This window comes from Kosakonia sp. BYX6, from assembly GCF_038449125.1.
Taxonomy (GTDB): Bacteria; Pseudomonadota; Gammaproteobacteria; order Enterobacterales; family Enterobacteriaceae; genus Kosakonia; species Kosakonia calanthes.
This window is the reverse complement of record NZ_CP151800.1, coordinates 3413220-3437256: the sequence shown is the minus strand read 5'-3', so window position 1 is coordinate 3437256 and position 24037 is coordinate 3413220. Positions and strand designations below refer to the sequence as shown.

The 24037-nt window shown below is 53.1% G+C and carries 25 protein-coding genes, 1 tRNA gene and 1 pseudogene; 16 read left to right on the top strand and 11 right to left on the bottom strand.

Annotated features, from left to right (window positions below):
* Nucleotides 1-2 precede the first annotated feature (2 nt).
* A complete protein-coding gene (fimH, locus tag AAEY27_RS16175; RefSeq protein ID WP_342321750.1) occupies nucleotides 3-1010 on the top strand; it encodes a type 1 fimbria D-mannose specific adhesin FimH in 1008 nt (335 codons plus the stop codon).
* A 34-nt stretch (nucleotides 1011-1044) separates the two neighbouring features.
* Nucleotides 1045-1521: a fimbria assembly protein gene (gene sfmF, locus AAEY27_RS16170; protein WP_342325607.1), complete on the top strand. Its 477-nt coding sequence runs from the start codon at nucleotides 1045-1047 to the stop codon at nucleotides 1519-1521.
* Between the two features lie 60 nt (nucleotides 1522-1581).
* Here sfmF and fimZ read toward each other — a convergent pair whose 3' ends face one another.
* A complete protein-coding gene (gene fimZ, locus AAEY27_RS16165; RefSeq protein WP_342321749.1) occupies nucleotides 1582-2214 on the bottom strand; it encodes a fimbria biosynthesis transcriptional regulator FimZ in 633 nt (210 codons plus the stop codon).
* 614 nt (nucleotides 2215-2828) lie between these two features.
* Entirely contained in the window at nucleotides 2829-3554 is a 726-nt protein-coding gene (gene fimY / locus AAEY27_RS16160) for a fimbria biosynthesis regulator FimY (protein ID WP_425294639.1), read from the bottom strand.
* A gap of 358 nt (nucleotides 3555-3912) precedes the next feature.
* On the opposite strand from fimY, the gene AAEY27_RS16155 reads away from it, so the two are divergent.
* The 3 genes from AAEY27_RS16155 to AAEY27_RS16145 all read left to right on the top strand — a co-directional run bounded on the left by AAEY27_RS16155 (nucleotide 3913) and on the right by AAEY27_RS16145 (nucleotide 6824).
* Nucleotides 3913-3989, top strand: a tRNA-Arg gene (locus tag AAEY27_RS16155).
* 372 nt (nucleotides 3990-4361) lie between these two features.
* Nucleotides 4362-4586 (top strand): hypothetical protein, encoded by a 225-nt coding sequence (locus AAEY27_RS16150; RefSeq protein ID WP_342321747.1) that lies wholly within the window; start codon nucleotides 4362-4364, stop codon nucleotides 4584-4586.
* Nucleotides 4587-4934: 348 nt separating this feature from the next.
* Complete coding sequence (locus AAEY27_RS16145) at nucleotides 4935-6824, top strand: beta-glucoside-specific PTS transporter subunit IIABC (RefSeq protein WP_342325605.1); 1890 nt, start codon at nucleotides 4935-4937, stop codon at nucleotides 6822-6824.
* Between the two features lie 150 nt (nucleotides 6825-6974).
* On the opposite strand, the gene AAEY27_RS16140 is transcribed toward AAEY27_RS16145, so the two are convergent.
* Together AAEY27_RS16140 and AAEY27_RS16135 are read right to left on the bottom strand one after the other, a co-directional pair.
* Nucleotides 6975-7379 carry an H-NS family nucleoid-associated regulatory protein gene (locus tag AAEY27_RS16140; protein ID WP_342321746.1) on the bottom strand — a complete coding sequence of 135 codons (405 nt, stop codon included), beginning with the start codon at nucleotides 7377-7379 and terminating at the stop codon, nucleotides 6975-6977.
* Nucleotides 7380-7817: 438 nt separating this feature from the next.
* Complete coding sequence (locus tag AAEY27_RS16135) at nucleotides 7818-8729, bottom strand: LysR family transcriptional regulator (RefSeq protein ID WP_342321745.1); 912 nt, start codon at nucleotides 8727-8729, stop codon at nucleotides 7818-7820.
* Nucleotides 8730-8898: 169 nt separating this feature from the next.
* Here AAEY27_RS16135 and AAEY27_RS16130 point away from each other — a divergent pair, with 169 nt between their 5' ends.
* From AAEY27_RS16130 to AAEY27_RS16115, 4 genes are all read left to right on the top strand, one after another.
* The gene (locus AAEY27_RS16130) at nucleotides 8899-9648 is read left to right on the top strand and encodes an SDR family oxidoreductase (RefSeq protein WP_342321744.1); all 750 of its coding nucleotides are present in this window, start codon (nucleotides 8899-8901) and stop codon (nucleotides 9646-9648) included.
* A gap of 114 nt (nucleotides 9649-9762) precedes the next feature.
* Entirely contained in the window at nucleotides 9763-10728 is a 966-nt protein-coding gene (locus AAEY27_RS16125) for a fatty acid desaturase (RefSeq protein ID WP_342321743.1), read from the top strand.
* A gap of 13 nt (nucleotides 10729-10741) precedes the next feature.
* Complete coding sequence (locus AAEY27_RS16120) at nucleotides 10742-11467, top strand: phosphate/phosphite/phosphonate ABC transporter substrate-binding protein (RefSeq protein ID WP_342321741.1); 726 nt, start codon at nucleotides 10742-10744, stop codon at nucleotides 11465-11467.
* Nucleotides 11468-11617: 150 nt separating this feature from the next.
* Nucleotides 11618-12709: an NADH:flavin oxidoreductase/NADH oxidase gene (locus tag AAEY27_RS16115; RefSeq protein ID WP_342321740.1), complete on the top strand. Its 1092-nt coding sequence runs from the start codon at nucleotides 11618-11620 to the stop codon at nucleotides 12707-12709.
* Nucleotides 12710-12768: 59 nt separating this feature from the next.
* Here the strand turns inward: AAEY27_RS16115 and AAEY27_RS16110 are convergent, their stop codons facing one another.
* From AAEY27_RS16110 to AAEY27_RS16100, 3 genes are all read right to left on the bottom strand, one after another.
* Entirely contained in the window at nucleotides 12769-12966 is a 198-nt protein-coding gene (locus AAEY27_RS16110; protein WP_342321739.1) for a hypothetical protein, read from the bottom strand.
* A gap of 152 nt (nucleotides 12967-13118) precedes the next feature.
* Entirely contained in the window at nucleotides 13119-14012 is an 894-nt protein-coding gene (locus AAEY27_RS16105; protein WP_342321737.1) for a proline iminopeptidase-family hydrolase, read from the bottom strand.
* Nucleotides 14013-14097: 85 nt separating this feature from the next.
* On the bottom strand, nucleotides 14098-14850 hold the full coding sequence (locus AAEY27_RS16100; RefSeq protein ID WP_342321736.1) for a LuxR family transcriptional regulator: 753 nt from the start codon (nucleotides 14848-14850) through the stop codon (nucleotides 14098-14100).
* A gap of 269 nt (nucleotides 14851-15119) precedes the next feature.
* Between AAEY27_RS16100 and AAEY27_RS16095 the strand changes: the two genes are divergently transcribed.
* The 5 genes from AAEY27_RS16095 to AAEY27_RS16075 are packed head-to-tail and all read left to right on the top strand — an operon-like array spanning nucleotide 15120 to nucleotide 20409.
* The gene (locus AAEY27_RS16095) at nucleotides 15120-16058 is read left to right on the top strand and encodes an ABC transporter permease (protein WP_342321734.1); all 939 of its coding nucleotides are present in this window, start codon (nucleotides 15120-15122) and stop codon (nucleotides 16056-16058) included.
* The gene (locus tag AAEY27_RS16090) at nucleotides 16055-16900 is read left to right on the top strand and encodes an ABC transporter permease (RefSeq protein ID WP_342321732.1); all 846 of its coding nucleotides are present in this window, start codon (nucleotides 16055-16057) and stop codon (nucleotides 16898-16900) included. The genes AAEY27_RS16095 and AAEY27_RS16090 overlap by 4 nt, the downstream gene beginning before the upstream one ends.
* On the top strand, nucleotides 16897-17877 hold the full coding sequence (locus tag AAEY27_RS16085; RefSeq protein WP_342321730.1) for an ABC transporter ATP-binding protein: 981 nt from the start codon (nucleotides 16897-16899) through the stop codon (nucleotides 17875-17877). Before AAEY27_RS16090 ends, AAEY27_RS16085 begins: the two co-directional genes overlap by 4 nt.
* Nucleotides 17877-18914 carry an ABC transporter ATP-binding protein gene (locus tag AAEY27_RS16080; RefSeq protein ID WP_342321728.1) on the top strand — a complete coding sequence of 346 codons (1038 nt, stop codon included), beginning with the start codon at nucleotides 17877-17879 and terminating at the stop codon, nucleotides 18912-18914. Before AAEY27_RS16085 ends, AAEY27_RS16080 begins: the two co-directional genes overlap by 1 nt.
* On the top strand, nucleotides 18895-20409 hold the full coding sequence (locus AAEY27_RS16075) for an ABC transporter substrate-binding protein (protein WP_342321727.1): 1515 nt from the start codon (nucleotides 18895-18897) through the stop codon (nucleotides 20407-20409). The genes AAEY27_RS16080 and AAEY27_RS16075 overlap by 20 nt, the downstream gene beginning before the upstream one ends.
* Nucleotides 20410-20542: 133 nt before the next feature.
* On the opposite strand, the gene AAEY27_RS16070 is transcribed toward AAEY27_RS16075, so the two are convergent.
* The 3 genes from AAEY27_RS16070 to AAEY27_RS16060 form a co-directional block, all read right to left on the bottom strand.
* Nucleotides 20543-21475, bottom strand: coding sequence for a nucleoside recognition domain-containing protein (locus tag AAEY27_RS16070; RefSeq protein WP_342321725.1), 933 nt, complete (start codon nucleotides 21473-21475; stop codon nucleotides 20543-20545).
* A 110-nt stretch (nucleotides 21476-21585) separates the two neighbouring features.
* On the bottom strand, nucleotides 21586-21681 hold the full coding sequence (locus AAEY27_RS16065; RefSeq protein WP_342321723.1) for a YoaK family small membrane protein: 96 nt from the start codon (nucleotides 21679-21681) through the stop codon (nucleotides 21586-21588).
* Nucleotides 21682-22106: 425 nt separating this feature from the next.
* Complete coding sequence (locus tag AAEY27_RS16060) at nucleotides 22107-22673, bottom strand: LuxR C-terminal-related transcriptional regulator (protein ID WP_342321722.1); 567 nt, start codon at nucleotides 22671-22673, stop codon at nucleotides 22107-22109.
* 303 nt (nucleotides 22674-22976) lie between these two features.
* Between AAEY27_RS16060 and yjbE the strand changes: the two genes are divergently transcribed.
* The gene (gene yjbE / locus AAEY27_RS16055) at nucleotides 22977-23234 is read left to right on the top strand and encodes an exopolysaccharide production protein YjbE (protein WP_342321721.1); all 258 of its coding nucleotides are present in this window, start codon (nucleotides 22977-22979) and stop codon (nucleotides 23232-23234) included.
* 18 nt (nucleotides 23235-23252) lie between these two features.
* Here the strand turns inward: yjbE and AAEY27_RS16050 are convergent, their stop codons facing one another.
* Complete coding sequence (locus tag AAEY27_RS16050) at nucleotides 23253-23501, bottom strand: hypothetical protein (protein WP_342321719.1); 249 nt, start codon at nucleotides 23499-23501, stop codon at nucleotides 23253-23255.
* Between AAEY27_RS16050 and AAEY27_RS16045 the strand changes: the two are divergent.
* Nucleotides 23497-24036, top strand: a pseudogene (locus AAEY27_RS16045) (UbiD family decarboxylase); the annotation flags it as partial. The gene AAEY27_RS16050 and the pseudogene AAEY27_RS16045 sit on opposite strands and share 5 nt — an antisense overlap.
* Nucleotide 24037 lies beyond the last annotated feature (1 nt).

Below are 24037 nucleotides of genomic sequence, written 5' to 3'. Positions count from 1 at the left end.
CGATGAGGCGACACTTTACAGGTCTTTGCGGCGCGCTATTGCTACTGATCGCGATGCCTGCGCAGGCCGTGGTGTGTACCAATGTGACCGGTTCGCCAACGGATATCAGCTACGATCTGTCGAACACGATTAACGGCAGCAATAACAAGTTAAATAAGCTCATCATTCGTTCGGAGAATTCAGGCTGGATCGGTGTGCAGGTTATTTGTCCGGCTGGACCCAGGGCAAACTATACCTACCGGAGCTATGTCAGCCACTTGCCCGTGGCGTTTATTGCTCACGGCTATAAATTTTTGCAGATCAATGAGCATCTACAAGCCGCGATGAGCCTGAGCGACAGCTACGCCGGGGAGTTCTACCCGCCAGCTCACTATGTGCGCATGGGGGAGCATCCCAATGTGTCAAAGCAGCAACCCTTTGAGCTGAGGGATTCGCATTTGATCTTGAAGCTCAGGGTTACGCGGCAGTTTATGAACCGGGTCACATTGCCGCGCCAGACCTTGTTCACCGTCTATGTCACAACCAGTCTGACGGATCCGCTGACGACGCCGGTCTATACCATCAGCTACAGCGGCGTAATCGATGTGCCACAGCGTTGCGAAGTGAATGCGGGCCAACTGGTGGCGTTCAACTTCGGCGACATTAACGCGGCGTTATTCAGTGAGGCGGGCGCAGGACATCGCCCGCAGGGCGTTACGCCGCAAACGAAAACCCTGACCATTCAATGCACCAATGTTGCCGCGCAGGCAACGATCACCCTCCGGCTTGAAGCGGAAAATGTCTCCGGGCAAACCATGGTGTCCGATAACCCGGACCTGGGTTTTATGGTCGCCAACAGCCAAGGGCAGCCTTTTACGCCTAACAATCTCCACAGCAAAGTGGTGTTTCTGCTTGACCGTACTGCCAGAGCAACCGTGGGGATCCGCGCATGGCCGGTGAGCGTCACCGGCAACAAACCCGCCGCCGGGCCGTTCCACGCGCGGGGATATTTACGGGTGGAATATGACTGAGACGCGCGCTGAGTTGAGCACATTACGTTATCTCATGCTGCTTGCAGGGTACTTCAGCCCGGCGTGGGCTGACATCAACATTGAGTTGCGCGCTACGGTGGTGAATATCGCTTGTTCTGTCGTGAGCAGTGACAGTAATAAGACGGTGGATTTAGGGCACTGGCCGACAAAACAGCTGAAAACGGCAGGGAGCACCACGCCGCCCGTGCCGTTTAGCCTGCGGTTGAAAGGGTGCCCGCCGGGCAGCGCCTCAATAACTTTTTCGGGGAAGAAGGCCAGCAGTACGGGGTTGCTGGCGCTCAGTGATAGTGTGATGGCGCAAAAAGTGGCGATTGAATTGCGCGATGGCAACCGAGTGTCCTTAGCGCTGGAAGCCGCCAGCCAGGCTATCCCGGTGGACAAAAACGGAAATACGGTATTGCACTTTTACGCTAACTACATTGCGCTGGTTGATAATCCGACACCGGGGATCGCTAAATCCGATGCAACATTTACCCTTAATTATTATTAGTTGATTAAGTAATTACTCGGCCATAAAAAATATCCCGAAAACGTTCTCCAGGGCTATTTTTTATAGCAGTTCATGGGCTTTGGCGTAATCGATCAACTCAACGATGGTATGGACGCCTAATTTTGAAAAAATATTCGACTTATGAGCGCTGATTGTTTTGTTGCTGAGAATGAGTTGTTCCGCAATCTCTTTGTTGGAAAAACCATTAGCCAGATAACGTAATACCGTCACTTCCCGGTTTGATAATGGCATATCACGGGTTTCTCCTTTGCGTTTACCTGGGTGATTTATGTAGTTGAGTGTTTCAGAGGGAAAGAAAGAGTAACCGGCAAGAATCATCTTTACCGCGTTATAAATATCATTTAGATCTTTTCGTTTACTGACGAAGCCGTTAGCACCGGCGCGGATAGCTCTTGCTGCATAAAAAGATTCCGATTTTGATGACAAGAAAAGGACATTAACTTCTTCACGTATCGCTTTGATTTTACGCAATAATGTGAAGCCATCCGTTTTAGGTAGCTCAATATCCAAAATAACCAGTTCAACGGCTTGCGCCCGGATCAAATCTAACGCGCAGCGGCTGTCATCGGTTTTCAAAACCACATTTACATTTTCATTTTTCTCGAGCAGAACTTCTATCGACATTCTGACGATAGGATGTTCGTCCATAATAATAACGGAAGCTGGTTTCATTTTTTTTATGCCTCTGATTGTTTTTTTTATGCCTCGTCTACGCAGGTGTGCCACAGACGTTGAAACGATTAATTTAAATTTACGTTTACTGTGACGCAGAATAGTTCCATGGAAAAACGGCTAGCATCCTTGTTTGCTAATTTATTGCCACTCGCAGACTGCGAATGTGGGGGATATCAGTTTCGTATTAACGTAAGAGAAATGACGTATCGGTTAATGAGCTAGATCAATTATACCTGGGAAGTTTCCGTGGAGAGGTCTTATGAGTTAGCAAGGTATGTTTCTCAATATGAAGTTCTGCGAGGAAAAAGCCTAACGAAGATATTCGAATCTATCTATTATTATTTTTTGGCGTTTTGGGGACTTATCATTTTTTCGACGAGCAAAACAAAATAACAGGCTAATTGTTTTGAGTCTGTTAAATGTAGGTAACACGCATTGTGTAACAGTGGGATGAGACGAAAGTGAGCTATCAGGCGGCGCCGGGGGGATTTGGAGCATCCCCTTCGGCGGCCAGGATTAGTTTTAATTGTTACTTTTCTGTGAAAGAAGCTTTAACTAAGCGGTGCTGATCCTGCTTTTTTAGAAACAGAACAGAAGAATAACAATGTTGTTCATGCCATTTGCTGATTCCTGTCAAGCGTGAGGCGATGCAAAAGATGAATGAGACTTTGCCGATCAGGCAAGCCAAGCTGTTTTAGCTGCGTATTGAGACGATAAACAACGCGATGATAAGGAAGATTAAGCTGGCGAGCGATACGTTTCATCGTCAGCCCTTGCGCCAGCGAAGAGAGGATTTTCCACTCCGTTGACGGGAATAAAGGCTCATGAATGCTGCGTTCCGGCGGGATCAATAACGCCTGACGAAACGGAATAACGGAAAGATCGCGGGCAATAACATGAAACGGCCCTGCCGCGCGCAGAAAATTAATCTGCGCCGGGTCACTTTTCGCGGCTAATAAATAAATTTGCAGGCCGCGATTGCACAGGCAGGGCTGGCGTAAGGTTTCAAGCGCGCGAAGCCGCGACGTGGTCAGGCTCTCCATATCCACAATTAAATGGGATAAATGGGGTTCGCCCAACTGATGATGCGCCATTTCCAGCGATGGAAATACAGCGTTGCGTTTTCCAGAAAACAGACAGCAGCTCCAGGCATAACTCAGAAAATGATCGGTAGAGATTAACGTCTGGCTGATCATATATTCCGGCAGTGCGAAACTGAGCTGCTGCATTAGCTGCTCGAGCGAATCGAAGAGCGGAGGCGTAGTGCCCCGATAAGGTAAAACCCGATGAGTGGGTTTATCACAACGATATTTTTCCCTACGGATACGTTTTCGCATTTTTCCCTCGCCAACGTATTTCAACATTCCGGCTAAAACACTTATCGATCCTGACGAGTGCCAGCGGCGCAGAAACGCCGCCCGTCATGTTTTATGCCTCCCATTAATGGCGCCATTCTCACAACCGCAAGCGCGCAGAGATAGGTACAGATACTTAAAGGAGCATGGGATATTTCCCAAGAAGAGAGGCAGAGATAAGCCGATGGCGTAGGCGAGGGCGCAGGGGACAGAGGCGAATGTCGCGAAAATGTGCGCGGTCGTTCACTTAGCAAGCAACCAGCCGAAAATACATTGACTCACCTGGCGCTGACCGTATAATTCCACGCGTTTCCACCTCAACAGTGGGTTTTCGCGAAATGCGCCCTTAGCTCAGCTGGATAGAGCAACGGCCTTCTAAGCCGTAGGTCACAGGTTCGAACCCTGTAGGGCGTACCATTTCGAAATAATCAGACGTCAATTGACGTCTTTTTTATGCCTACTATTTAGACAAACGTTCAAATTCCCCCCGCGACGTTCGCTATTGTTTGTATTAACGTCAATCCGCCAGGATAAATCTCATTTGTTAGCAAAATCTCAGGCTAAAGCTATGTTTTAAATAGCTATCATCATTAACCTTATTATCCCTGATGGTGTTCTTATGCCGCTCCGTTTGAGCGGCTTTTTTTTATTCTTTTTAAGCTTTATTCGTGCGAATACCGCTGACGAAATTAGTGCTTTCAATAATTCCAAATACGGTTGTGATTGCTTATAGTGCTGGCCGATGCTGTTATATCCCGCGAAGAGTTGTTAAACCCTAAGGAGAACACAATGTTAGAAGGGTATTTTGATCTTGACGAAGCGACGGGCAATGATGCCGTAGAAAATAGAAAACGTTTACTGGCTGTACAGGCGGCGCTGGAAATTTCAAAAGCCGCTGTTTCAGCAACCACGGCCAATGCCGGTATTCGTAGCCAGATGGATTTACGTAATGTCGCGCAGGAAGTCGCGACGCTTGCAGACGCTATTCAGGACGCATTAGAAGCAGATTTATAAATATCACCGCCTCGATGAGATAAATCCCGACGCGGGAAACCTTCATCAAGACGGTGCTATTTTTGCGTCTGTTGTTCATGATTTTCATCACAGTTTGATTCGTATATAAGCTCCCAGGGTCGTCATCGATAACTCGAGCGAAACCTGATTCCCGAACAGCACCATGAAGGCTGCGCGGGAATCAGGTTTTTTTTTGCCATTTTCCCGGCGTGGCAACCTGGGCGGCCCTGGGATGATTAATTTGAAAGTGGTCGTCGCTATTGCGCACTGACCGCTTTTTATGACGAGCCAACGGATACAGGCGACATTCGACGAATTCCTGTCGTTTGTGAAAAAGGAGGTGGCATGATCAATTGCAACGTGCTGGCGGCAAATATTCTGCGGCTGGTGGGTGGGGAGAGTAACGTCGCGGCGGTGGTTCATTGCGCGACGCGTTTGCGCTTCAAAATTGTCGACAGCAGTAAAGTGAAGCTGGCCGAACTTGCGGCACTGGATGGCGTGATTACCGTGGTCAATGGACCCGAGCAGTTGCAGGTGGTGGTGGGCAATCGGATAACGCGTGTGTATCGCGCGTTTGGTGTGATTTCCGGCTTACTTGATGATGGAAAAACCGTGCCGGCGCAGCCGCAGCCCATCGACAGCAATTCCTTTGCGGGGCGATGTATTGCGCTGGTGATGGCGATTTTCAGTCCATTATTAGGCGCGATGGCGGCGGCCGGGGTGCTAAAAGGTCTGCTGGCGATGATGATCGCGGCGGGGTGGCTGAACAGCACACTGAGCACTGCGATTATTCTGCATGCCGCGTCGGACAGCGTGTTCTATTTTCTGCCCATCCTGCTGGCGATGACCTGCGCGCGCAACTTTAACACCAATCTTTATGTCGCCGTCGCTGTCGCAGGCGTGTTGGTTTATCCCACTATTGTCGGGTTGTTCGAGTCCGGCCAACGAGTAACTTTGTTTGGCCTGCCGGTGGTGGTGATGAAATATACCGGCTCGGTGCTGCCGATTATTTTTAGCGTCTGGTTGATGTCGTTTATTGAGCAATGGTTGAGTGGGCGCATTCATGAACATGTGCGCGATCTGGTGACACCTTTTATTCTGCTGACGCTGATGGTGCCGCTCACCCTACTGGTCATCGGCCCGCTGGGAGGCGGCATCAGTCAGTTTGTCGCCTGGCTGCTTGCGACGCTTTATAACGTCAGCCCGATTATCGCCAGCGCGTTGATGGCCGCCGCCTGGCCGATGTTGATCCTTTTTGGCCTTCACTGGGGATCCGTCCCGGTGTTTCTCAACGATATTTCCGTGATGGGCCAAAGTTTCCTGAAAGCCGCCGCTGCCCCGTCGATATTTGCCCTTTCCGGCGCGCTGCTGGCGGTGCGGTTGCGCACCGGGAATAAAAAATTGAAGTCGCTGGCGAGCAACGCCTTAATTGCTTCGCTATTTGGCATTACCGAACCGGGTATTTACGGTGTGACGTTAAGGCTGAAAAAACCGTTTATCTGTGCGGTCATTGCTGCCGCATTTGGCGGAGGTGTGGTCGGCTACGCGAAAAGTTCCGCTATCTCAATAGGCATACCTGGCTTACTGACATTACCTGTTTTTTATGGCGAAGGATTTTTCGGTTTTATTATGGGATGCACCTTCGCATTTATCTTTAGCCTCGCATTAACGCTAAGTGTGGGATTTGATGAGCGGACGATGCCGCCTTTGCCGACGCTGCGAGTGTATGAAGAAAATAATGCCCCTGAACGCAAACGGGCGATGCCGAAACCGGTTTCTGACACGTCAGAACCCATTATCTCGCCGATCTCAGGTGAACTGATCCCGCTTTGTGAAGTGAATGATGATGTTTTTTCAACCGGGATCGTTGGGCCTGGTTTTGCGATTATTCCGGACGAAGGGCGCGTTTATTCGCCCGTTGATGGATATATCGCCAGCACAATTGCCAGCGGGCATGCGATAGGCATTTCTTCAAAGGCGGGGGCGGAGATCTTAATTCATGTCGGCATTAATACCGTGCATCTGGAAGGAAACTATTTTGCCGTGCAGGTCAAAGAGGGCGATGAGGTGAAACAAGGTCAGTTGCTGCTGACGTTTGATCTTGCTGGCATTCAGGCTTCCGGTTATGACCCGGTAACCCCGGTGATTATTACAAATAGCGAGACGTGGCGTGCATTACAGGTGAGTGAAAAACCGCGTTCGCGCTCCGGCGATCCGATGGTAGCGTTAACGTTATAACCCGTTATTACCCGGTTCTATTAAAAATCGTTGTGCTGCGTGTTATTTGAGATATGGCTGAACCATGCAGTCTGTAAGCAATAATCCTAAAGGAAATATGATGTAGCGACGGGGGGAAAAGCAGGGCGATATATTCATCGCCCCCGAATGTTAGATGGCGAAATCTTCCAGTTTTTTACCATCTTCCAGTGCTTTAGCGATCACTTTCGGTGTACGGCCCTGGCCGGTCCAGCTTTTTTCGGTGCCATCTTCGTCAATATACTTATATTTAGCAGGGCGAGGCGCACGAACGGATTTGGATTTCGTCGCTTGTCCTTTTAACGAGGATAAAAGTTCGGTTGGGTCGATACCTTCATCCAGCAGTTTTTGACGAAATGCGGCCAGTTTGGCTTCTTTCTCTTCTTGTTCTTTACGTAAAGAAGATTCTTCTTCGCGGCGTTCTTCAACAACCACTGACAATTTTTCAAGCATTTCTTCAAGCGTTTCAAGTGTAACTTCACGGGCCTGAACTCGCAGGGTGCGAATGTTATTAAGTGATTTAAGTGCTTCTGACATGGCGTCACTCCGTGTGCGGGTAAATGAAAATCTTTCGGAATTAATTTTTAGTGATAACGACATAAAAATCAACTTAGGATTATACGTTTTAGCAAATAGCGTGAGGGAATTGCAACCCTATGAGTTCATAGTTATCACGCAATAAGAAATTTAGTAACACTTTACATTGGTAAAGGCCGTATCATTTAAGGGTTATTTTTAACTGAAGCGTTAGTTAATGCTTAAGAAACTATAAAGAAATAACCGCGGGAAATCTGTGCGTTCGATTTCAGCAGCGCTAAATCTTTGTTTAAACATTCCCCCATGATGAGAATGAAGATGACAGCACAATAAGCCACAGAAAATTTCGTTTATATACGGCGTAACTGAGAATATTCTCAGTTGACCACTCAACGAAGCGCAGGAAGTTAATTATCAATAATGGGGGTTATTATCCTGCTACGCATTTTTGTTGATATTCGTTGGAAAGCTTTCCAGCAACCAGTCAATAAACACCCGCAAACGGTGCGTAACGTGGCGGTTTTGCGGGTAAACCACATGGAATGGATAAGGTGTGGGGCGCCACTCACGAAGAATTTCTACTAATGTTCCGGCTTTCAATGCGTCATCAAGCGCATAAGTAAACGTCTGGATAATGCCTAACCCGGCTAGCCCGGCGGCTAAATGCGCATTGCTTTCGTTAACGCCAATTCGGTGATCCACTTTAATTTCTGTTTTTTCGCCATTATGCACAAAGCGAAAAGGCACGGCTCTGCCCGTTTGCGGCGATAAATAACTCACCAGCCGATGACCATTTTTCAGCTCTTCCGGGTACGCGGGCGTGCCGAATGTTTTCAAATATTCTGGCGTCGCGCAGGTAATCAATGTCGCAAAGCCAATATTACGGGCAATCAGCGAGGAGTTGTCCAGCGGGCCGCCACGGATCACGCAGTCCACATTGTCGCTAATCAAATCGATCGAACGATCGGAAACGCCCAAATCGATGCGAATATCCGGGTAGCGCGCCAGAAAATCCGGCAATGTCGGGATCAGCACATCACGTGCGGTGGAGCCGCCTACATCAATACGCAACTGGCCGTGCGGTTTGCTGCGTGCGGCGGTAAAAGCGCTGTCGATATCTTCCAGATCGCACAGGATGCGGGCGGTTTTTTCATAATAGTCGCGGCCTTCCGGCGTCACCGTCACGCGGCGCGTCGTGCGTTGCAACAAACGTACTCCCAAATGCGCTTCCAGCTCCTGCACCAGCTTGCTCAACGTTGCGTTGGGCATCTTCAGCGAATCCGCTGCGCGCGTAAAATTTCCCGCTTCCACTACCCGGGCAAAAGCCCGGATGGCCAGTAACTGATCCATGCGATTTCCTCGGTTTAAGAGAGGGCGATTATACACTGTGGTGAATAGTCATTTTAATTTTTCACTATTTTTCAATAAAAACGCCAGCGTTACAGTACCGCCATACCTGAGACGGCAGCCCGTAATGCCGCAGGTGCATCCCTTAATCCGAACAATAAAGGAACACAACATGAACCAACCCTTAAGTGAAAAAATCGCCCTGGTGACGGGCGGCACAAGCGGCATTGGTCTGGCGACCGCGAAAGAACTGGCAGAGCAGGGCGCGCGCGTGTTTATCACCGGGCGCCGTCAGGCAGAACTTGATGCGGCGGTGAACGAGATTGGCGCCCGCGCCACGGGGATCCGCGCCGACGCGTCGGTGATGGCCGATCTTGATGCGGTGTACGCGCAAATCGCCAAAAGCGCAGGGCGGCTGGATATTTTGTTCGCCAATGCGGGCGGCGGAGACATGCTGCCGCTGGGCGCTATCACCGAAGAGCATTTCGACCGCATTTTCGCCACCAACGTGCGCGGTGTGCTGTTTACGGTGCAAAAAGCCTTGCCGCTGCTTGTCGATGGCGCGTCGATTGTGTTGACCGGCTCCACCACCTCGGTGATGGGCACCAGCAGTTTCAGCGTGTATAGCGCTAGCAAAGCCGCGGTGCGCAACTTTGCCCGTTCATGGTCGTTGGATCTCAAAGCGCGCGGTATCCGCGTCAATGTGGTCAGCCCAGGTCCGGTGCGCACGCCAGGGTTAGGGGGTTTGGTCGCAGACGATCAACGCCAGGGATTGTTCGACGCCCTTGCCGCGCAGGTTCCGTTGGGGCGCCTGGGTGAACCGCAAGAGATCGGTAAAGTGGTGGCGTTTCTCGCCTCGAATGCCGCCAGTTTTATTAACGGCGCTGAACTGTTTGTTGACGGCGGTATGGCGCAAATCTAAGCGCGGCGCGCTTAGCGATTTCGCGCAATAGCTCCGCCATTTAAATCCTTTGTCATTTCCTGCTTTCTCTCACATCGTGGCTGCGAAGAGAGAAAGCAGCGAGTGTGTATATAAATGACAACAAACCGTTCAGCCTGGTTGAATCAGCAGCAACGCGCGGCGGTTGTGCAGTTATCCCGTAGCTGGCTTTGGCGCAGTGAACTGCCGACATGGCTGGTGATAGTCACCGTTTATGGCGGCTGGTTTACCACCCTGGCGTGCTGGAAAACGCTGGGTTTACTGCCTGCAAGCGGGTTGCTGATCCTCTTCACCACTTGGTATTTGTCCGTCCAGCATGAATTGATCCACGGTCACCCCACGCGGTTGCCGTGGTTCAATCAACTGCTCGGCGTGATGCCGTTAGCCGTTTGGTACCCTTATGGTGTCTATCGCGATTCCCATCTCGCTCACCACCGCACGCACTTATTAACCGAGCCGGATGATGATCCGGAATCGTATTATTTCTCGACCCGGCACTGGCAAAACCTGACGCGCTGGCAGCGCCGGATTATTCAACTGCGCAATACCTTTCCTGGCCGTTTATTACTGGCCCCGCTGTTGGATATTGTGCAACTACTGGCTGGCATGATCGCTGCGTTTCGCCAGCGGCAACCTAAAGCGATAGCGATGTGGCTGGTACACGCTGTGCTGCTCGGCGCGACGTTCACGTGGATCGCCCATTGTGATTTTCCGCTGCTGTGGTTTGTACTGGGCGTCAGTTACCCGGCGCTGTCGATCACCAAAATCCGCTCTTTTCTGGAACACCGCGCCGCCGACGATCCGCTTGCGCGCTCGGTGATCAATGAGGCCGCGCTGCCGTGGCGCATTCTGTTTCTCAACCTGAATTATCACGCTATTCATCACGATCTGCCCGGCGTGCCGTGGTACGGATTACGCACGGTTTACCTGCGTGATAAAGCCGCATACCAGCAGCGCAATAGCGGCTTTTTGGTTCGCGGCTATAGTGAATGGTTACGACGGTATTGGTACAAAGCGGTGGACGTGAATGCACACCCCGGATTCAACTCTCGCAACGAATAAAATTGCGTTGCCGATGTACGATCTTTGGCGCCCGGATACAGTCGCCTTAGGCGATGCGTTGCGCGATTTGCTGGCAATCAGAGGTCTCCCGGTCGAGCAAATTTGGCCGCACGATGACCTGAAGGCGCACTGGCAACGCAGCGATGTGTTGCTCAGCCAAACGTGCGGTTACCCGCTGGTTACCCAACTCACACACGTGCAGACGGTAGGGTGTTTTCACTATCTGGCGCCCGGTTGTGAAGGTTTCTGCTATTGCAGTTGGCTGGTGGTGCGCGAGGACGATCATCATAAAACGCTGGCGGATTTTCGCGCTCATCGTGCGGTATGCAATGCCGAAGATTCGCAATCCGGCTATCACGCGCTGCGCAAAATGGTGGCGCAATTACCGAATGCTGAATCCTTTTTCGCGGCGCTGCATATTAGCGGTAGCCATCGGCAATCCCTCATTGATGTGGCGCAAAACAGGGCCGATATCGCGGCGATAGATTGTGTGACCTGGGCGCTGCTAAAACGCCATACGCCTTCGGTATTGCAGGGGCTGGCGGTGATCGGCCAAAGCCCGTTAACCCCAGGATTACCGCTTATCACTGCGCAACAAACATCAGCCGCTACGCTTGAAAGCATCAGGGATGCGCTGCGGCAGTTGGTGAGCGATGCGCATTATCAGGATGTTTGTGCGACGTCTTTGATCGGCGGTTTTAGCGAGGTCAGCCGCCAGGATTACGCCGTACTCCTATGAGATATTTCATTGAGTTAGCAAAAGTAAAAGGGCAAATAGGGCACGTCCCGCCAAAGACAAGCCAGGGTTATTGGCTGAAAGTTTCTTCCCAATCTTTTCCGTTGAGTGCTGTCAGGAACAGTGATTAGCAAAGCCGAATAAGGATGAGAAATGAGTAAATTATTTTCAGAAGTCAGCATCGGTCGCGTTGCGCTGGATAACCGTATCGTGATTGCGCCGATGTGTCAGTACTCCGCCGAGGCGGGGAAAGCGACAGCGTGGCACCGCATTCATTTGGGTAACCTGGCGTTATCGGGGGCGAGTTTGCTGATCATCGAAGCCACGGCTGTCGAACCGGAAGGGCGCATCTCCCCGCAAGATCTGGGGTTGTGGGACGATGCCACCGAAGACGCGCTGCGCGTCGTGCTGGAGGATATTCGCCGTTATTCGCCGATTAAGATTGGCATTCAGTTAGGCCACGCAGGGCGCAAAGCCTCTGTCAGCGCGCCCTGGCAGGGCGGCAAACAGCTCTCACTTGAAGAGGGAGGTTGGGAAACGTTATCTGCTTCCGCGCTGCCTTACGAACCTTCGCAACGCCCGGTACACGCGATGACCACGCAAGACCTGGCGCGGGTTAAACAGCGCTTTGTCGACAGCGCCCTGCGCGCGGTGAAACTGGGTATTGAGGTCATCGAAGTTCACGCGGCGCATGGCTATTTGCTGCATCAATTCCTCTCGCCGCTTTCCAATCAGCGTGATGATGAGTACGGCGGCAGCCTCGAAAACCGTCTGCGTTATCCGCTTGAGGTGTTCCGCGCGGTGCGCGATGCCGTGCCGGATTCCGTGGCGGTCGGTATTCGTGTTTCGGCCACCGATTGGGTAGAAGGGGGATGGAATGTCGAGCAAACGGCGGTGCTGACGGAAAAAGTCGAGGCGGCGGGCGGCGATTATGTCCACGTTTCCAGCGGCGGTCTTTCACCGTTGCAAAGTATCAACGTGAAAGCGGGTTACCAGGTGCCGTTTGCGAAAACCCTGCGCCAGCATACGAAAATGCCGGTGATCGCTGTTGGCTTGATTACCGAACCGCAACACGCCGAGGATATCTTGCAACACGAAGAGGCCGATTTGATTGCGCTGGCGCGAGGCGTGCTGTACGACCCGCGTTGGCCGTGGCATGCGGCGGCCACGTTGCAGGGCGCGGTAAATGTGCCTGTACAGTATCAGCGTGCTGAACCCCACGGCGTAAAAGGCACAGTGAAATAAAAGCGTCAGGCGAGCTTGTTGTTGGCAAGCTCGCCTGTTTATTCGGTATGGCGGTACAATCACATCCCTTTGCTGACCAACTCTGCTGCTTTGAGAAAAACATCTTCCTCAACACCATCGCCCCTGCTTCTGCCTTGCCGTTCAATCTCTTGCACAATACTGTCCCGGTTAATGGGCTTACGCTCTGCAACCAGACCAATGACTGCTGCGCCAATTGCCAATCCAATGAGTCCCGTAAGCTCATCATTGAACTTCATTTCTCGCCCCTCCTTTCTTTGACTTCGAAAATTTAGCACAGCTATTTCATTTTTTCTTAGGGCGGTTATGCCAGGCATGACAAAAAAAAAGCGCCTTGCGGCGCTTAAAGTAACAACACGATCAACCTGGTGGTGGCTAGTAATGAATACTCTCAACAAGTAGCCAACAAAAAGTCGCTGACGGTCTTCATGCACAACGGCCGCTCTTCGACATGGGGCATGTGGCTGGAAGACTCAAAAATCACCCACTTCGCCCCGGTAATGTGGTCTTTATACGGTTGAACTGTTTCCGGCGTGGCTTCATCAAAACGCCCGGAAATCAGCAGTGTCGGCACGCGCACTTGTTTTAACCGGTCGATGATGGTCCAGTTTTTCATACTGCCGATAACGTGAAATTCGGTCGGGCCATTCATGGCGAGATAGACGGTGGGATCGATATCTAGCGCATCAAAGGTGCGCTGCACTTCAATCGGCCAGGGATCGAGGCGACAAACATGACGCTGATAAAATACCCGGCTAGCGGCTTTATATTCCGCGCTTGTGATGGTGCCCGCCGCTTCGTGGGTCAACAGCGTATCTTGCACATCCGACGGCAGTTTTGCGCGCAACTTTGCCGCGCCTTTCAGCCACAGCGCCATTGAGGCCGGCGAGTTGGCGATGATCATCGCTTTCAACCCTTGCGGCTGCGTAACGGCATGTTCCGCCGCCAGCATGCCGCCCCAGGATTGGCCGAGCAGCGCATAGTTGTCGGCAATCTCAAGGGCTTGCAACAGGTGGTTAAGTTCGTCGAGGAAAAGGGAAGGCTGCCAGAAATCGGGGCTTTTGTGCGGTAAATGCGTTGAGAGCCCATTACCGATTTGATCGTAGTGGATCACCGCGCGCCCGGTTTCGGCGATGTCTTTAAACGCATCCACATAATCGTGGGTGCAGCCAGGTCCGCCGTGGGCCACCACCAGCGGCGTCTGCCCGTTATGCAGATCGCCGCTGATGCGATACCAGGTCTGGTATTCCCGAAAGGGGACATAGCCTTCATGAATGGTGTACATGTTTGACGTCTACCCTGTAAAAGTGAACTGACTTTCAGGTTAGAACGCCAAAGGCCACACTGAACACTAGCAAAAATGCTAGTTCTTAACTGTCCAGCAAACGGTAATGCATTGCCCGCACTACGGCCTGAACCCGGTTGCTGGCGCCGAGCTTTTTCGCCGCGGTGTTGAGATGCAAAGTCACGGTGGCGACCGAGCGGTGCAGCTTGCGGGCAATCTCTTTCGCCGTCAGCCCTTCGGCCGACCACGCCAGGCATTCGCGCTCGCGGTTGCTCAGTTTGACATGACGACAGATGCTCATCGCGGGGTCGAACAGTGGAAAAGCGGACTCCTGAAAACGGTGCGCAATAAAGGTCAACTGCGCCAGCGCGTCACTGATATCCCGTGCGCGCTGTTGGCTTTCTACAATCCCGGTCAGGGTGACAAACCCGCCGTGCGGCAGATGCAGCGGCACCGTCGCCCCGCAGGGCATATTGTGATCGCGCATATAGTGCGTCACTTGTTGGGCGTTATCGTCAAGCCGGCCCTGGAGCGCACTGCTGTCCGGGCGTTGATAAGACCAGACAAACGGCGCGCAACTTTCCAACGCGAAGTGCTGCACCGGATCCACCTGGTAATAACCCCGCTCGCACCACAAGCGCTGCATATCTTCCGGGACATTGCGCATCTCCAGCACGGACGGCGTGATAAGCGTGCCTTCCAGCGAGCGCGGAACCGGCGTGTAGTCGTAAATCACCGCATCAAAACCCAACGCCTGCGTCTGTAAAAACAGTCCGGCAAACGCGTCCGTAAGCCTGGTTGCGTTGGCAGCACCAGGGTTTTCAATGTCAATTTGCATAATGACCCCCTTCTTCGTTAACGGTGCCACGCCACGGGCACACTTTATGCAACGATCCCCGTGGCTTCGTCTAAAACATGCAATTCCAGTGCCGTCCGTGGGAAAAGGGCAAAACTAGTATTTTTGCTAACTACCCAGTCACCGTTGATGCCGCTAGCGTAAGGAAAAGGCCCGGTTAATGCGCGGGCGCAGAGCGCCAGGAGAGTGCTGCACCATCGTGGGGCGGTTTACTGAGCAAGCCTTGCACAATGCACCACGGGAGAATGCTGATGCACCGTTATCGTTTTTTATTATTTCGACCGTTACAGCTACTGCCGGTGCTATTGGGGATCAGTATCATCACCTTCGCGATGGTGCGGGCGATCCCCGGCGATCCGGCGCGTATTCTGTTAGGCGTGCGCAGCACACCGGCGGCGCTGGCGCGGATCCGTGCGCAGTTCGGGTTGGATGAACCCCTGTGGGTACAGTATGGCTACTTTCTGAGCAATTTATTGCGAGGTGAATTGGGGAAATCGATCGTTTATCGCATCGACACCCTGAAACTTATCGCCTCGCGCCTCGAACCGACCCTTTGGTTAGTGCTCGGCAGTGTGCTGCTGGCGGTTCTCTTCACTGTGCCATTGGCTTCCCTCGCCGCGCGTCAACGCGGGCGCGCCGCCGATCAGTTTATTCGCCTGTTCACCACTGCTGGCCTCGGTTTCCCCGCGTTTTGGCTCGGCATCATGATGATTATTGTGTTCAGCGTGGTGCTAGGCTGGTTCCCGGTTTCCGGCTACGGCAGCGATTTTACCGACCGCGTGCACCATATGGCGCTGCCGTGCCTGACGGTGGCGCTGGCGCTTTCGGCGGTGCTGATCCGCAACCTGCGCGCCAGCCTGCTGATGGAGATGCGCAGCGATTATGTCATTGCCGCCAGAGCGCGCGGCCAGCGGGAAAACCGCATTTTCTGGCGTCATGTCCTGCCTAATTCGCTGGTACCAACACTCAACCTGCTGGCGGTGAATATTGGCTGGCTGATTGGCAGCACGGTGGTGATTGAGAGCGTGTTCGCCATTCCGGGGCTGGGGCAATTGCTGGTGAAGGCGATTTTCAGCCGCGATTACATGGTGGTGCAGGGCGTGGTGATGGTGTTTGCCCTTGCCACTGTCGCCGTTAACTTGCTGGCCGATGTGTTAACGGTGGCGCTGGATCCGAGGGTAAAACTATGAGCGCACTGGGCATGATTTCGGGTTTACGTCGCCGGGCGATCCCGCGCCACCACGCGCTTAACGCCGGGGCGTTGATTGTCGGCATCTGGCTGTTTATCGCTCTCTTCACGCCGTGGCTGGCGCCGTTTGATCCCATCGCGCAGGATGCGACAGCCAGCCTGTTACCGCCGGGCGGAGTACATTTTTTTGGTACCGATAACTTCGGGCGCGACATCTTTTCCCGCGTGCTGTGGGGCGCTCGGGTGGATCTGCAAATCTGCCTGCTGGGGGTCATTTTTCCGTTTATGCTCGGTATCACGCTCGGCGCGCTGTCGGGCTACCTCGGCGGCGCGGTGGACGCGACTATCATGCGCATCATCGACATCGTGCTGGCGTTCCCTTTCCTGGTCTTGATGCTGGCAATCATCGCTATCCTCGGGCCTGGCCTCGGCAGTTTTTATATTGCGATGGCGATGGTCGGCTGGGTTTCTTACGCCAGGCTGGTGCGTGCGCAGGTACTGACCCTTAAGCAGCGCGATTTTATTCTGGCGGCGCGCAGCCTCGGCTACGGGCATCTGCGGATTCTGTTTCGCCACTTGCTGCCCAATGCACTGACCGGCGCGGTGGTGTTTTCCATGTCCGATTGCGTGCTGGTGCTGCTTAACGGCGCGGCGATCAGCTATCTCGGGCTGGGTGTGCAGCCACCCACCGCTGAATGGGGCGTGATGGTGGCGGAAGGGCAGAGTTTTATCACCACCGCGTGGTGGATAACCACTTTCCCTGGGCTGGCGATCGTCTTGCTGGCCATGGGCTTTAGCCTGTTGGCCGATGGCCTCGGCGATAAACTGGGAGCGCATGTATGACGTTGCTGACTGTCTCGCAACTGACCATTTCCCGCGCGCCGGATATTAAGCTGGTCGATAACGTCTCGTTTCAGCTAAACGCCGGTGAAATGCTCGGGCTGGTGGGTGAAAGCGGTTCCGGAAAAACGGTGACCTGCCGGGCGTTGATGCGCCTGTTGCCGGGCGAGGCGCTAACCCTCACCGGGGGCGAAGTGCAGTTTGGCGGGCGCGATATTTTGTCGCTCAGCGAAGGGCAAATGGCGGCGGTGCGTGGTCGGGAAATCGGCATGATTTTCCAGAACCCGGCCAGCCATCTTAACCCGGTGATGACCATCGGCGAGCAGATTGCCGAAAGCCGCCGCCTGCATTTTGGTACCAGCCGCCGCCAGGCGTGGGAAGACGCTAAAGAACTGCTGCGCCAGGTCGGTATTCCCGATCCGCAAACCCGCGTTCACAACTATCCCCATGAGTTTTCCGGCGGTATGCGCCAGCGCGCGATGATCGCCGTGGCGCTGGCGCCCGAACCGGCGTTACTGATTGCCGATGAACCGACCACTGCGCTGGATGTCACCGTACAGATGCAAATCCTGCGCTTGCTGAGCGATCTGCGCCGGCAGCTTGGTTTGGCAGTGATCATGATCACTCACGATCTCGGCGTGGTGGCGCAAACTTGCGATCGCATCGCGGTGATGTACGGCGGGCGGTTATGCGAAGTGGGCGGCAAACGCGAAGTGCTCGCGCAGCCGCTGCACCCTTACACGCGCGGGCTGATTGATTGCCAACCTGCAAGTGTTGGCGGGCAAGGGCGGCTGGTGACGATTAACGGTCAGCCTCCGGTGGCGAGCAGTTTCCCGCCGGGTTGCCGCTTTCATCCGCGCTGCCCGCGCGCCAGTGCTGCCTGCCTGCAGCAACCCGCGCTGCGCGCCGGACGCGACAGCCTGGCGCACGCGGCGGCGTGTCATCACGCTTTACAGCCACTGACCCAGCGGGAGGGATAATGGCGACAACGACAAACTGGCCATTGCTGGAGGCAGACCACGTTTCGGTCACGTTCCCGCTTTCTGGCGGCCTGTTCAGTAAAAAACGCGTGGTACATGCGGTCACGCAGGTGACGTTGAAAATCCGCGCCGGTGAAACGCTCGGCCTGGTGGGCGAATCCGGCAGCGGCAAAAGCACGCTCGGGCGGGCATTGTTGCAGCTTGAAAAGGTCAGTGAAGGCGAAGTGCGTTTCGATGGGCAGCGCGTCACGCACGGCCTGAAAAGCGAGATTGCGCGCTTGAGAATGCAAACGGCGATGATTTTTCAGGATCCATTCGCCTCGCTCAACCCCCGGCAGACGCTGGGCGAAAGCATCGCCGAAGTGCTGCGCGTGCATCAAAAAGTGCCGCGCAACGACGTTCCGGCGCGGGTAGCGGAGTTATTAACGCTGGTCGGCTTACGCCCGGAGCAAGCCAGTGTAAAACCCAGCCAGTTAAGCGGCGGGCAGTGCCAACGTGCCGGTATCGCGCGGGCGCTGGCCATCGAACCGCGCTTGATTGTGGCGGATGAGTGCGTGGCGGCGCTGGATGTGTCGATTCAGGGGCAGATCGTCAATTTGCTGATGGATCTGCGGGAAAAAATGGGTCTGGCGATCCTGTTTATCGCCCACGATCTGGCGATTGTGCGCCGCCTGTGCGATCGCGTGGCGGTGATGTACCTCGGACGCATTGTCGAAGAAGGCCCGGCCGAAGAGGTCTTTACCCGGCCCCGGCACCCCTATACCGCCGCGCTGGTGGCGGCGATTCCTGATATTTCACCGGACAAACCGTTACCGGAAGAGCCGCTCGGCGGCGAGCCGCCCAGCCCGGTTGCCATTCCACAGGGTTGCGCCTTTCATCCGCGTTGCCCTTATGCACAGGTGCAGTGCCGCACCGGTGCTTTACCCCCAACCCGGCAGATTGCCGATCACACCTGGACCTGCGTGTTAAGTCATGCAGGCGATGAGACTGTTGTTCCTTTGACTGGGAGATCTTTTGATGAAGCACAGGCAGGTTAACTTGTTGGTCGCCAGCGTTTTTCTGGCACTGAGTGTGGTCAGCGAACTGGCGCAGGCGGCTGGCGTTCTGACCATCGGACGGCGTGAAGACAGCACCACTTTCGACCCGATCAAATCCGCGCAAAACGCCGATAACTGGGTGTTTTCCAATGTTTTCGATCCGCTGGTACGGGTCGATAAAACCGGCACCAAACTGGAGCCAGGCGTGGCGGAAAGCTGGACGATTTCGCCGGATGGCAAGGTTTACACCTTTAAAATTCGCGACACGAAATTCTCTGATGGCACGCCACTCACCGCCAGCGATGCCGCCTTTAGCTTGTTGCGCATCCGCGATGATGAAGGTTCGCTGTGGCGCGATTCTTACAGCATCATCGACAAAGCCGAAGCGCCCGATCCACGCACGCTGGTGATCACGCTGAAATCGCCGTCGGCGCCGTTCCTCTCGCAACTGGCGCTGCCGAATTCGTCGGTCATTTCTGAAAAAGCGTTTAAAGCGGAAGGGGCGGAAACCTTTGCGGAAAAACCGATCGGTTCCGGCGCGTTTAGCGTGAAAGAGTGGCTGCGCGGTGAAAAAATCGTGCTGGTGAAGAACCCGAACTTCTGGCAGGCGAAAAACGTCAGCCTCGACGGGGTGGACTGGCTGACCATTCCTGATGACAACACGCGTATGTTGAAAGTGCAGGCCGGCGAGCTGGACGCGGCGCTGACGGTGCCGTTTTCGCGCATTGCGTCGCTGCAAAAAGACAGCAACCTGAAAGTGGAACTTGATCCTTCGACCCGTGAAGATCACCTGTTGATCAACCATTCGCACGGTGCGCTCGGCAAAGTCGACGTGCGCCAGGCGCTGGATTTCGCCATTGATAAAGACGCGATTGTGAAAACCGTGACCTTTGGTTACGGCCAGGTGGCGAACTCCTATATTCCTGCCGGGGCGTTGTATCACTACAACGATAATCTGCGTCGCGCTTACGATCCTGAAAAAGCGAAACAGATGCTGAAAGCCGCCGGGGCGTCGGATTTAACCCTTAATTATGTGGTTAACGCCGGGGATGAGGTGGACGAACAGATCGCCATTTTGCTGCAACAGCAATTGTCGAAAGCCGGTGTGAAGGTCAATTTGCAGAAAGTCGACCCGAGCCAGAGCTGGGATATGCTGGTGGCCGGTGAGTACGATATTTCGGTGATGTACTGGACCAACGACATTCTCGACCCGGATCAGAAAACGACGTTTGTGCTCGGTCATGATGCGAACATGAACTACATGACGCGGTATAAAAACGACAAGGTGAAAGCGTTGGTGGCCGCGGCGCGCGTGGAGATGGACGCCAAAAAACGCGAGCAGATGTATATCGATCTGCAAAAAATGGCGAAAGCCGACGTGAACTGGGTTGATCTGTATTACAGCCCGTACCGCAACGTGAGCCGCAAAAATATCGAGGGTTTTTATCAGAACCCGCTAGGACGGTTCTTCCTCGAAGATACGGTGAAGAAATAGGGTAGCTTTCGGCTGTTTTGCCGGATGGCGGCTGACGCCTTATCCGGCCTACGGGAGAGCAGACGTGTAGGCCCGGTGAGCGTTAGCGCCACCGGGCATTTTCGTTCAGCGATGGAAGAATTTCATCGCTGCATCAAAACACCACCACATGCAGAAGCGTTCGTACAAGGATGCCGATAATCGCGCCGGGCAGCGCGAAACGGAATAACCGAACGAAACGGCTGGCGATGCCGAGGAAAATACCGATGCCGGGTAAATCCAGCGTTTGCACCAGAAAGCCCGCTGATGCATTGATCTGCTGAGCGGTGAGTTGCCCGTGCTGCACCATTTCAGAGGCCACGCCAAAGTAAGCCGTACCGCCTGCCAGACACTTGGTTAAGGTCAGCAACACATAAGCGGTAGAAATATTGAAAAACGACAGCAGCGGCGTCAGCAGCGCGGTTAAGGCTTCCACCACGCCTGCGGCTTTTAATATTCCGACCACCGTCAGCGACAACAGCAGCATCGGCAGCGAGCCCAGCGCCAAACGGATGGCATCGGCACCTGCGCCATTAATCACGGCAATCAACCCGGCGCGCGGTTTGTCCTTGTGTAATTCGCCTTCTTCATCGCGCAGGCTCACGGTAGAGAGTTTTCGGCCGGTGACATACCAGGTCGCCACTGACGCGGCCAGGCCGCCAATCAGCGAAATGATAATCGCCATCCCCCAATGCAGGCCAAACGGGGTGAGGGGATAAAAGACGTTCGCTTGCCCCATCGCGAACAACATCGCCAGCGTCGCGGCAAGATGGCGGTCGGAAGTGCCGCGTCTTTCCATAATCGCCAGCGCGGCGAGCGGGGCGGCAAAGCTGACAAAGTTAAGCTGGATCAGGGCAAAAATGCCCATGCCGCTAATGCCAAAAGGTTTTAAAACAGGGGTGGTGATACGGACGATCGCGTCCAGCACACCTTTTTCTTCCAGGTACTTCATGACGATGAGCATCACCACCATGATCGGTAGCAAGGTATATAACGCAACATCCACGGAAACCTTGCCCGCCGACATGATGACTTCGATGATATTCATTAACCGCTCCGCTAAACATTCTTGCCCGGCATTTTACACCCGCGCAAAGGTGAGCAGAGTCACAGAATCCATTGGTTTTACTTATTTTCTGTAAGCAGATACTGAAAACATCAGGACGGCGTAGCGTACCCACCAATGATAAACCAGGCCAGGAATGCGACGGCGACAATAAATACTAAAATGGGAAACGCGATACCAATTCTCATAGACCCTCATTAACTTTGCCAGTGAGCGACGAAACACCGCCGCATTACCTGCGGCGGCACAACGTTAGCACAGAAGCCGAGTAGCTGGTTCATAAAAGTTGAGGCGAGTCTTATTTTGAAAACAGCTATTGACCGCCATGCCGATTCGTTAGTTAATAAAAGCCCGCACGCAGTGAGTTTACGAAAATGATCATCATACATTTGGCCCTGGTTGTCATTCTGCTGGTTGTGATCGCCTACTCGTTTTATAAGCACTTACGGGTATTACGCTCACGAAAAGTCGGACATACGCGTAAATACAGCAGAAGAAGCTAACTTTATTCAGTAAGACTTCATTTTTATCCGCAAGGTAAAAATGAAACTGTTTTTTAGTTAATTACTGTCGCTCTGACTGGAGGGCCGGAATTACTGTTGCCTTAAAATAATTAACCGTACTCCACTATTTTATCGGGTTGTGTGCTTCGCGGCGTAAAAGGTGTTTCTTCATTATTATTGTCTGACAGCATGCAGCCTTTTAAAGAGAAAATACTGAAGGCGTAAAAAATATCAATTTTAGAATTGGCAGATATTTTTTTCTTAATATTATCTTTGTGCGAAGAAACCGTTTTTTTGTTTATCTGTAATAACGTCGAAATTTCATCGTCGCTTTTTTCAAAAATCATCTCTTTGAGAATCGAGATCTCGCGGCGTCCCAGGCGGATCGTTTTCACATGCTCACTCATTCTGCCATTAACAAACTCCCTCAAGATGTCCAGTAATACATTTACGGCGACTTTATCCGGTATCACGATTATGGGCGTATCAGCCAACGTGAAAGGAATAAAATGCCCCTTCGTGAACACCAGAATCCCCCGGCCAGAATAGGGGGCGGAGAAGTTAATGCTTATTTTCGATTCCCTGCCATTTTGGATCTCCCTCACTAATTGGGAGATACCTTTTTTAGTATAGGAGCAGGTGATTTTGCATAAGATGACATCTATTTTTATTTCCATGTTGCAACCTCCTGGGGCGCCTGGATAGGGGGGTGTGAAGCCCTGATTTGAACAAAATCTGGATGTGTTAAATGTAATCTTATGTTTCTTTTTTGATCTGTATCATATTGCAAAAAAATTGTTAACTGAGGATATTCTTATTTTTCCTGGTGCGTTCAAATCGCCGCTTCCCCAGGTAATTAAATATTTTTGAGGAATCTCCCAATTGTCTCCATATTGTCGAGGAATGTCCTAATTTGCGATCCATTTCTGTGATGGCGATTTAAAGTATGGGTGGCTCCAATAAAATATGAGGACAGAAAAATGACGCGTGTAAAATGCATTATTTTGGCTTTTCCATTTATTATTTGCGGATTTTGTTACGCAGCTCCGGTCGAGGAAGGAACAGCCGCAGGTGACAATGCGTCTGAATTTGCCGTCGGTAGTTCGGTGTTAACCGGAACGGCAGTAATAACCGCAGCCACCGGCCTGTTGTTATTATCCATGGGGGGTACAAGTGATGGCAGTAATAGCTCGACGACCACCACGACCACGACGACGGCCACCGCGCCGTCTAATTAAGGACTACGCTTTCATTCATTATTCATTTGTTTTTGCCACACCGGGATTTTTGCTTACGGTACCGCCGCCGCGGGTTGCGCCGCCGGTGGTGCCGGTTAATTCATGGGCGTAGCGAATGAAATCCGTCAGCGCCTTACTCTTCACGCGCCGCTGCCAGCTTAGGGTCAAGGTGGTGGTGGCGCTGGCCTCATTTAAGTAGCAATAGCTGATGTCCGGCAGCATCACCGAGCGCTGCGTTTCCGGCACCAGCGTGACGCCCACCCCCATCGCCGCCACCAGCATCGGCCCAAGCGACGAACACACCAATATGGCCGGTATTCCGACCGAAGCCAGCATCTTGCAGATGGTTGAACGTGCGCTGCCGGGCTTTGTGCAGAATGTGCATTGCCCGTCACCGGGCACCGGGAAATATCTGGCGGTGTTGCAGGTGAAAAAACGCTTCGCGGCGGACGAAGGTCGCCAGCGTCAGGCGGCACTGCTGGCTTTCTCGGCGTTTTCGGAACTCAAACACGTGATGCTGGTGGATGAAGATGTCGATGTCTTCGACCTTAACGACGTGGTGTGGGCGATGACCACCCGCTACCAGGGCGATGTCAGCACGGTCTTTATTCCCGGCGTGCGCTGCCACCCGTTCGACCTGTCTTCCGATCCGGCCTTTAGTCCGTCGGTTCGCGACCACGGTATCGCCTGCAAAACCATCTTCGACTGCACGGTGCCGTACAGCCTGAAAGCCAACTTCCAGCGCAGTGAATTTCTCGACGTGGATGTGAACCGTTTTATCCCGGGTTTTAACAAGTCATAAG

Excerpts from the sequence above, each read along its gene's own strand:
- AAEY27_RS16110 (WP_342321739.1), bottom strand. The coding sequence starts at position 12,966 with ATGAAGTTCAATGATGAGCTTACGGGACTCATTGGATTGGCAATTGGC.
- AAEY27_RS16130 (WP_342321744.1), top strand. The coding sequence starts at position 8,899 with ATGAACCAACCCTTAAGTGAAAAAATCGCCCTGGTGACGGGCGGCACA.
- fimZ (WP_342321749.1), bottom strand. The coding sequence starts at position 2,214 with ATGAAACCAGCTTCCGTTATTATTATGGACGAACATCCTATCGTCAGA.
- AAEY27_RS16065 (WP_342321723.1), bottom strand. The coding sequence starts at position 21,681 with ATGAGAATTGGTATCGCGTTTCCCATTTTAGTATTTATTGTCGCCGTC.
- AAEY27_RS16100 (WP_342321736.1), bottom strand. The coding sequence starts at position 14,850 with ATGCAAATTGACATTGAAAACCCTGGTGCTGCCAACGCAACCAGGCTT.
- AAEY27_RS16050 (WP_342321719.1), bottom strand. The coding sequence starts at position 23,501 with ATGGGGGTGGGCGTCACGCTGGTGCCGGAAACGCAGCGCTCGGTGATG.
- AAEY27_RS16140 (WP_342321746.1), bottom strand. The coding sequence starts at position 7,379 with ATGTCAGAAGCACTTAAATCACTTAATAACATTCGCACCCTGCGAGTT.
- AAEY27_RS16105 (WP_342321737.1), bottom strand. The coding sequence starts at position 14,012 with ATGTACACCATTCATGAAGGCTATGTCCCCTTTCGGGAATACCAGACC.
- yjbE (WP_342321721.1), top strand. The coding sequence starts at position 22,977 with ATGACGCGTGTAAAATGCATTATTTTGGCTTTTCCATTTATTATTTGC.
- AAEY27_RS16060 (WP_342321722.1), bottom strand. The coding sequence starts at position 22,673 with ATGGAAATAAAAATAGATGTCATCTTATGCAAAATCACCTGCTCCTAT.
- fimH (WP_342321750.1), top strand. The coding sequence starts at position 3 with ATGAGGCGACACTTTACAGGTCTTTGCGGCGCGCTATTGCTACTGATC.
- fimY (WP_425294639.1), bottom strand. The coding sequence starts at position 3,554 with ATGCGAAAACGTATCCGTAGGGAAAAATATCGTTGTGATAAACCCACT.
- AAEY27_RS16095 (WP_342321734.1), top strand. The coding sequence starts at position 15,120 with ATGCACCGTTATCGTTTTTTATTATTTCGACCGTTACAGCTACTGCCG.
- AAEY27_RS16075 (WP_342321727.1), top strand. The coding sequence starts at position 18,895 with ATGAAGCACAGGCAGGTTAACTTGTTGGTCGCCAGCGTTTTTCTGGCA.
- AAEY27_RS16085 (WP_342321730.1), top strand. The coding sequence starts at position 16,897 with ATGACGTTGCTGACTGTCTCGCAACTGACCATTTCCCGCGCGCCGGAT.
- AAEY27_RS16080 (WP_342321728.1), top strand. The coding sequence starts at position 17,877 with ATGGCGACAACGACAAACTGGCCATTGCTGGAGGCAGACCACGTTTCG.
- AAEY27_RS16115 (WP_342321740.1), top strand. The coding sequence starts at position 11,618 with ATGAGTAAATTATTTTCAGAAGTCAGCATCGGTCGCGTTGCGCTGGAT.
- AAEY27_RS16120 (WP_342321741.1), top strand. The coding sequence starts at position 10,742 with ATGTACGATCTTTGGCGCCCGGATACAGTCGCCTTAGGCGATGCGTTG.
- AAEY27_RS16070 (WP_342321725.1), bottom strand. The coding sequence starts at position 21,475 with ATGAATATCATCGAAGTCATCATGTCGGCGGGCAAGGTTTCCGTGGAT.
- AAEY27_RS16150 (WP_342321747.1), top strand. The coding sequence starts at position 4,362 with ATGTTAGAAGGGTATTTTGATCTTGACGAAGCGACGGGCAATGATGCC.
- sfmF (WP_342325607.1), top strand. The coding sequence starts at position 1,045 with ATGCTGCTTGCAGGGTACTTCAGCCCGGCGTGGGCTGACATCAACATT.
- AAEY27_RS16135 (WP_342321745.1), bottom strand. The coding sequence starts at position 8,729 with ATGGATCAGTTACTGGCCATCCGGGCTTTTGCCCGGGTAGTGGAAGCG.
- AAEY27_RS16090 (WP_342321732.1), top strand. The coding sequence starts at position 16,055 with ATGAGCGCACTGGGCATGATTTCGGGTTTACGTCGCCGGGCGATCCCG.
- AAEY27_RS16125 (WP_342321743.1), top strand. The coding sequence starts at position 9,763 with ATGACAACAAACCGTTCAGCCTGGTTGAATCAGCAGCAACGCGCGGCG.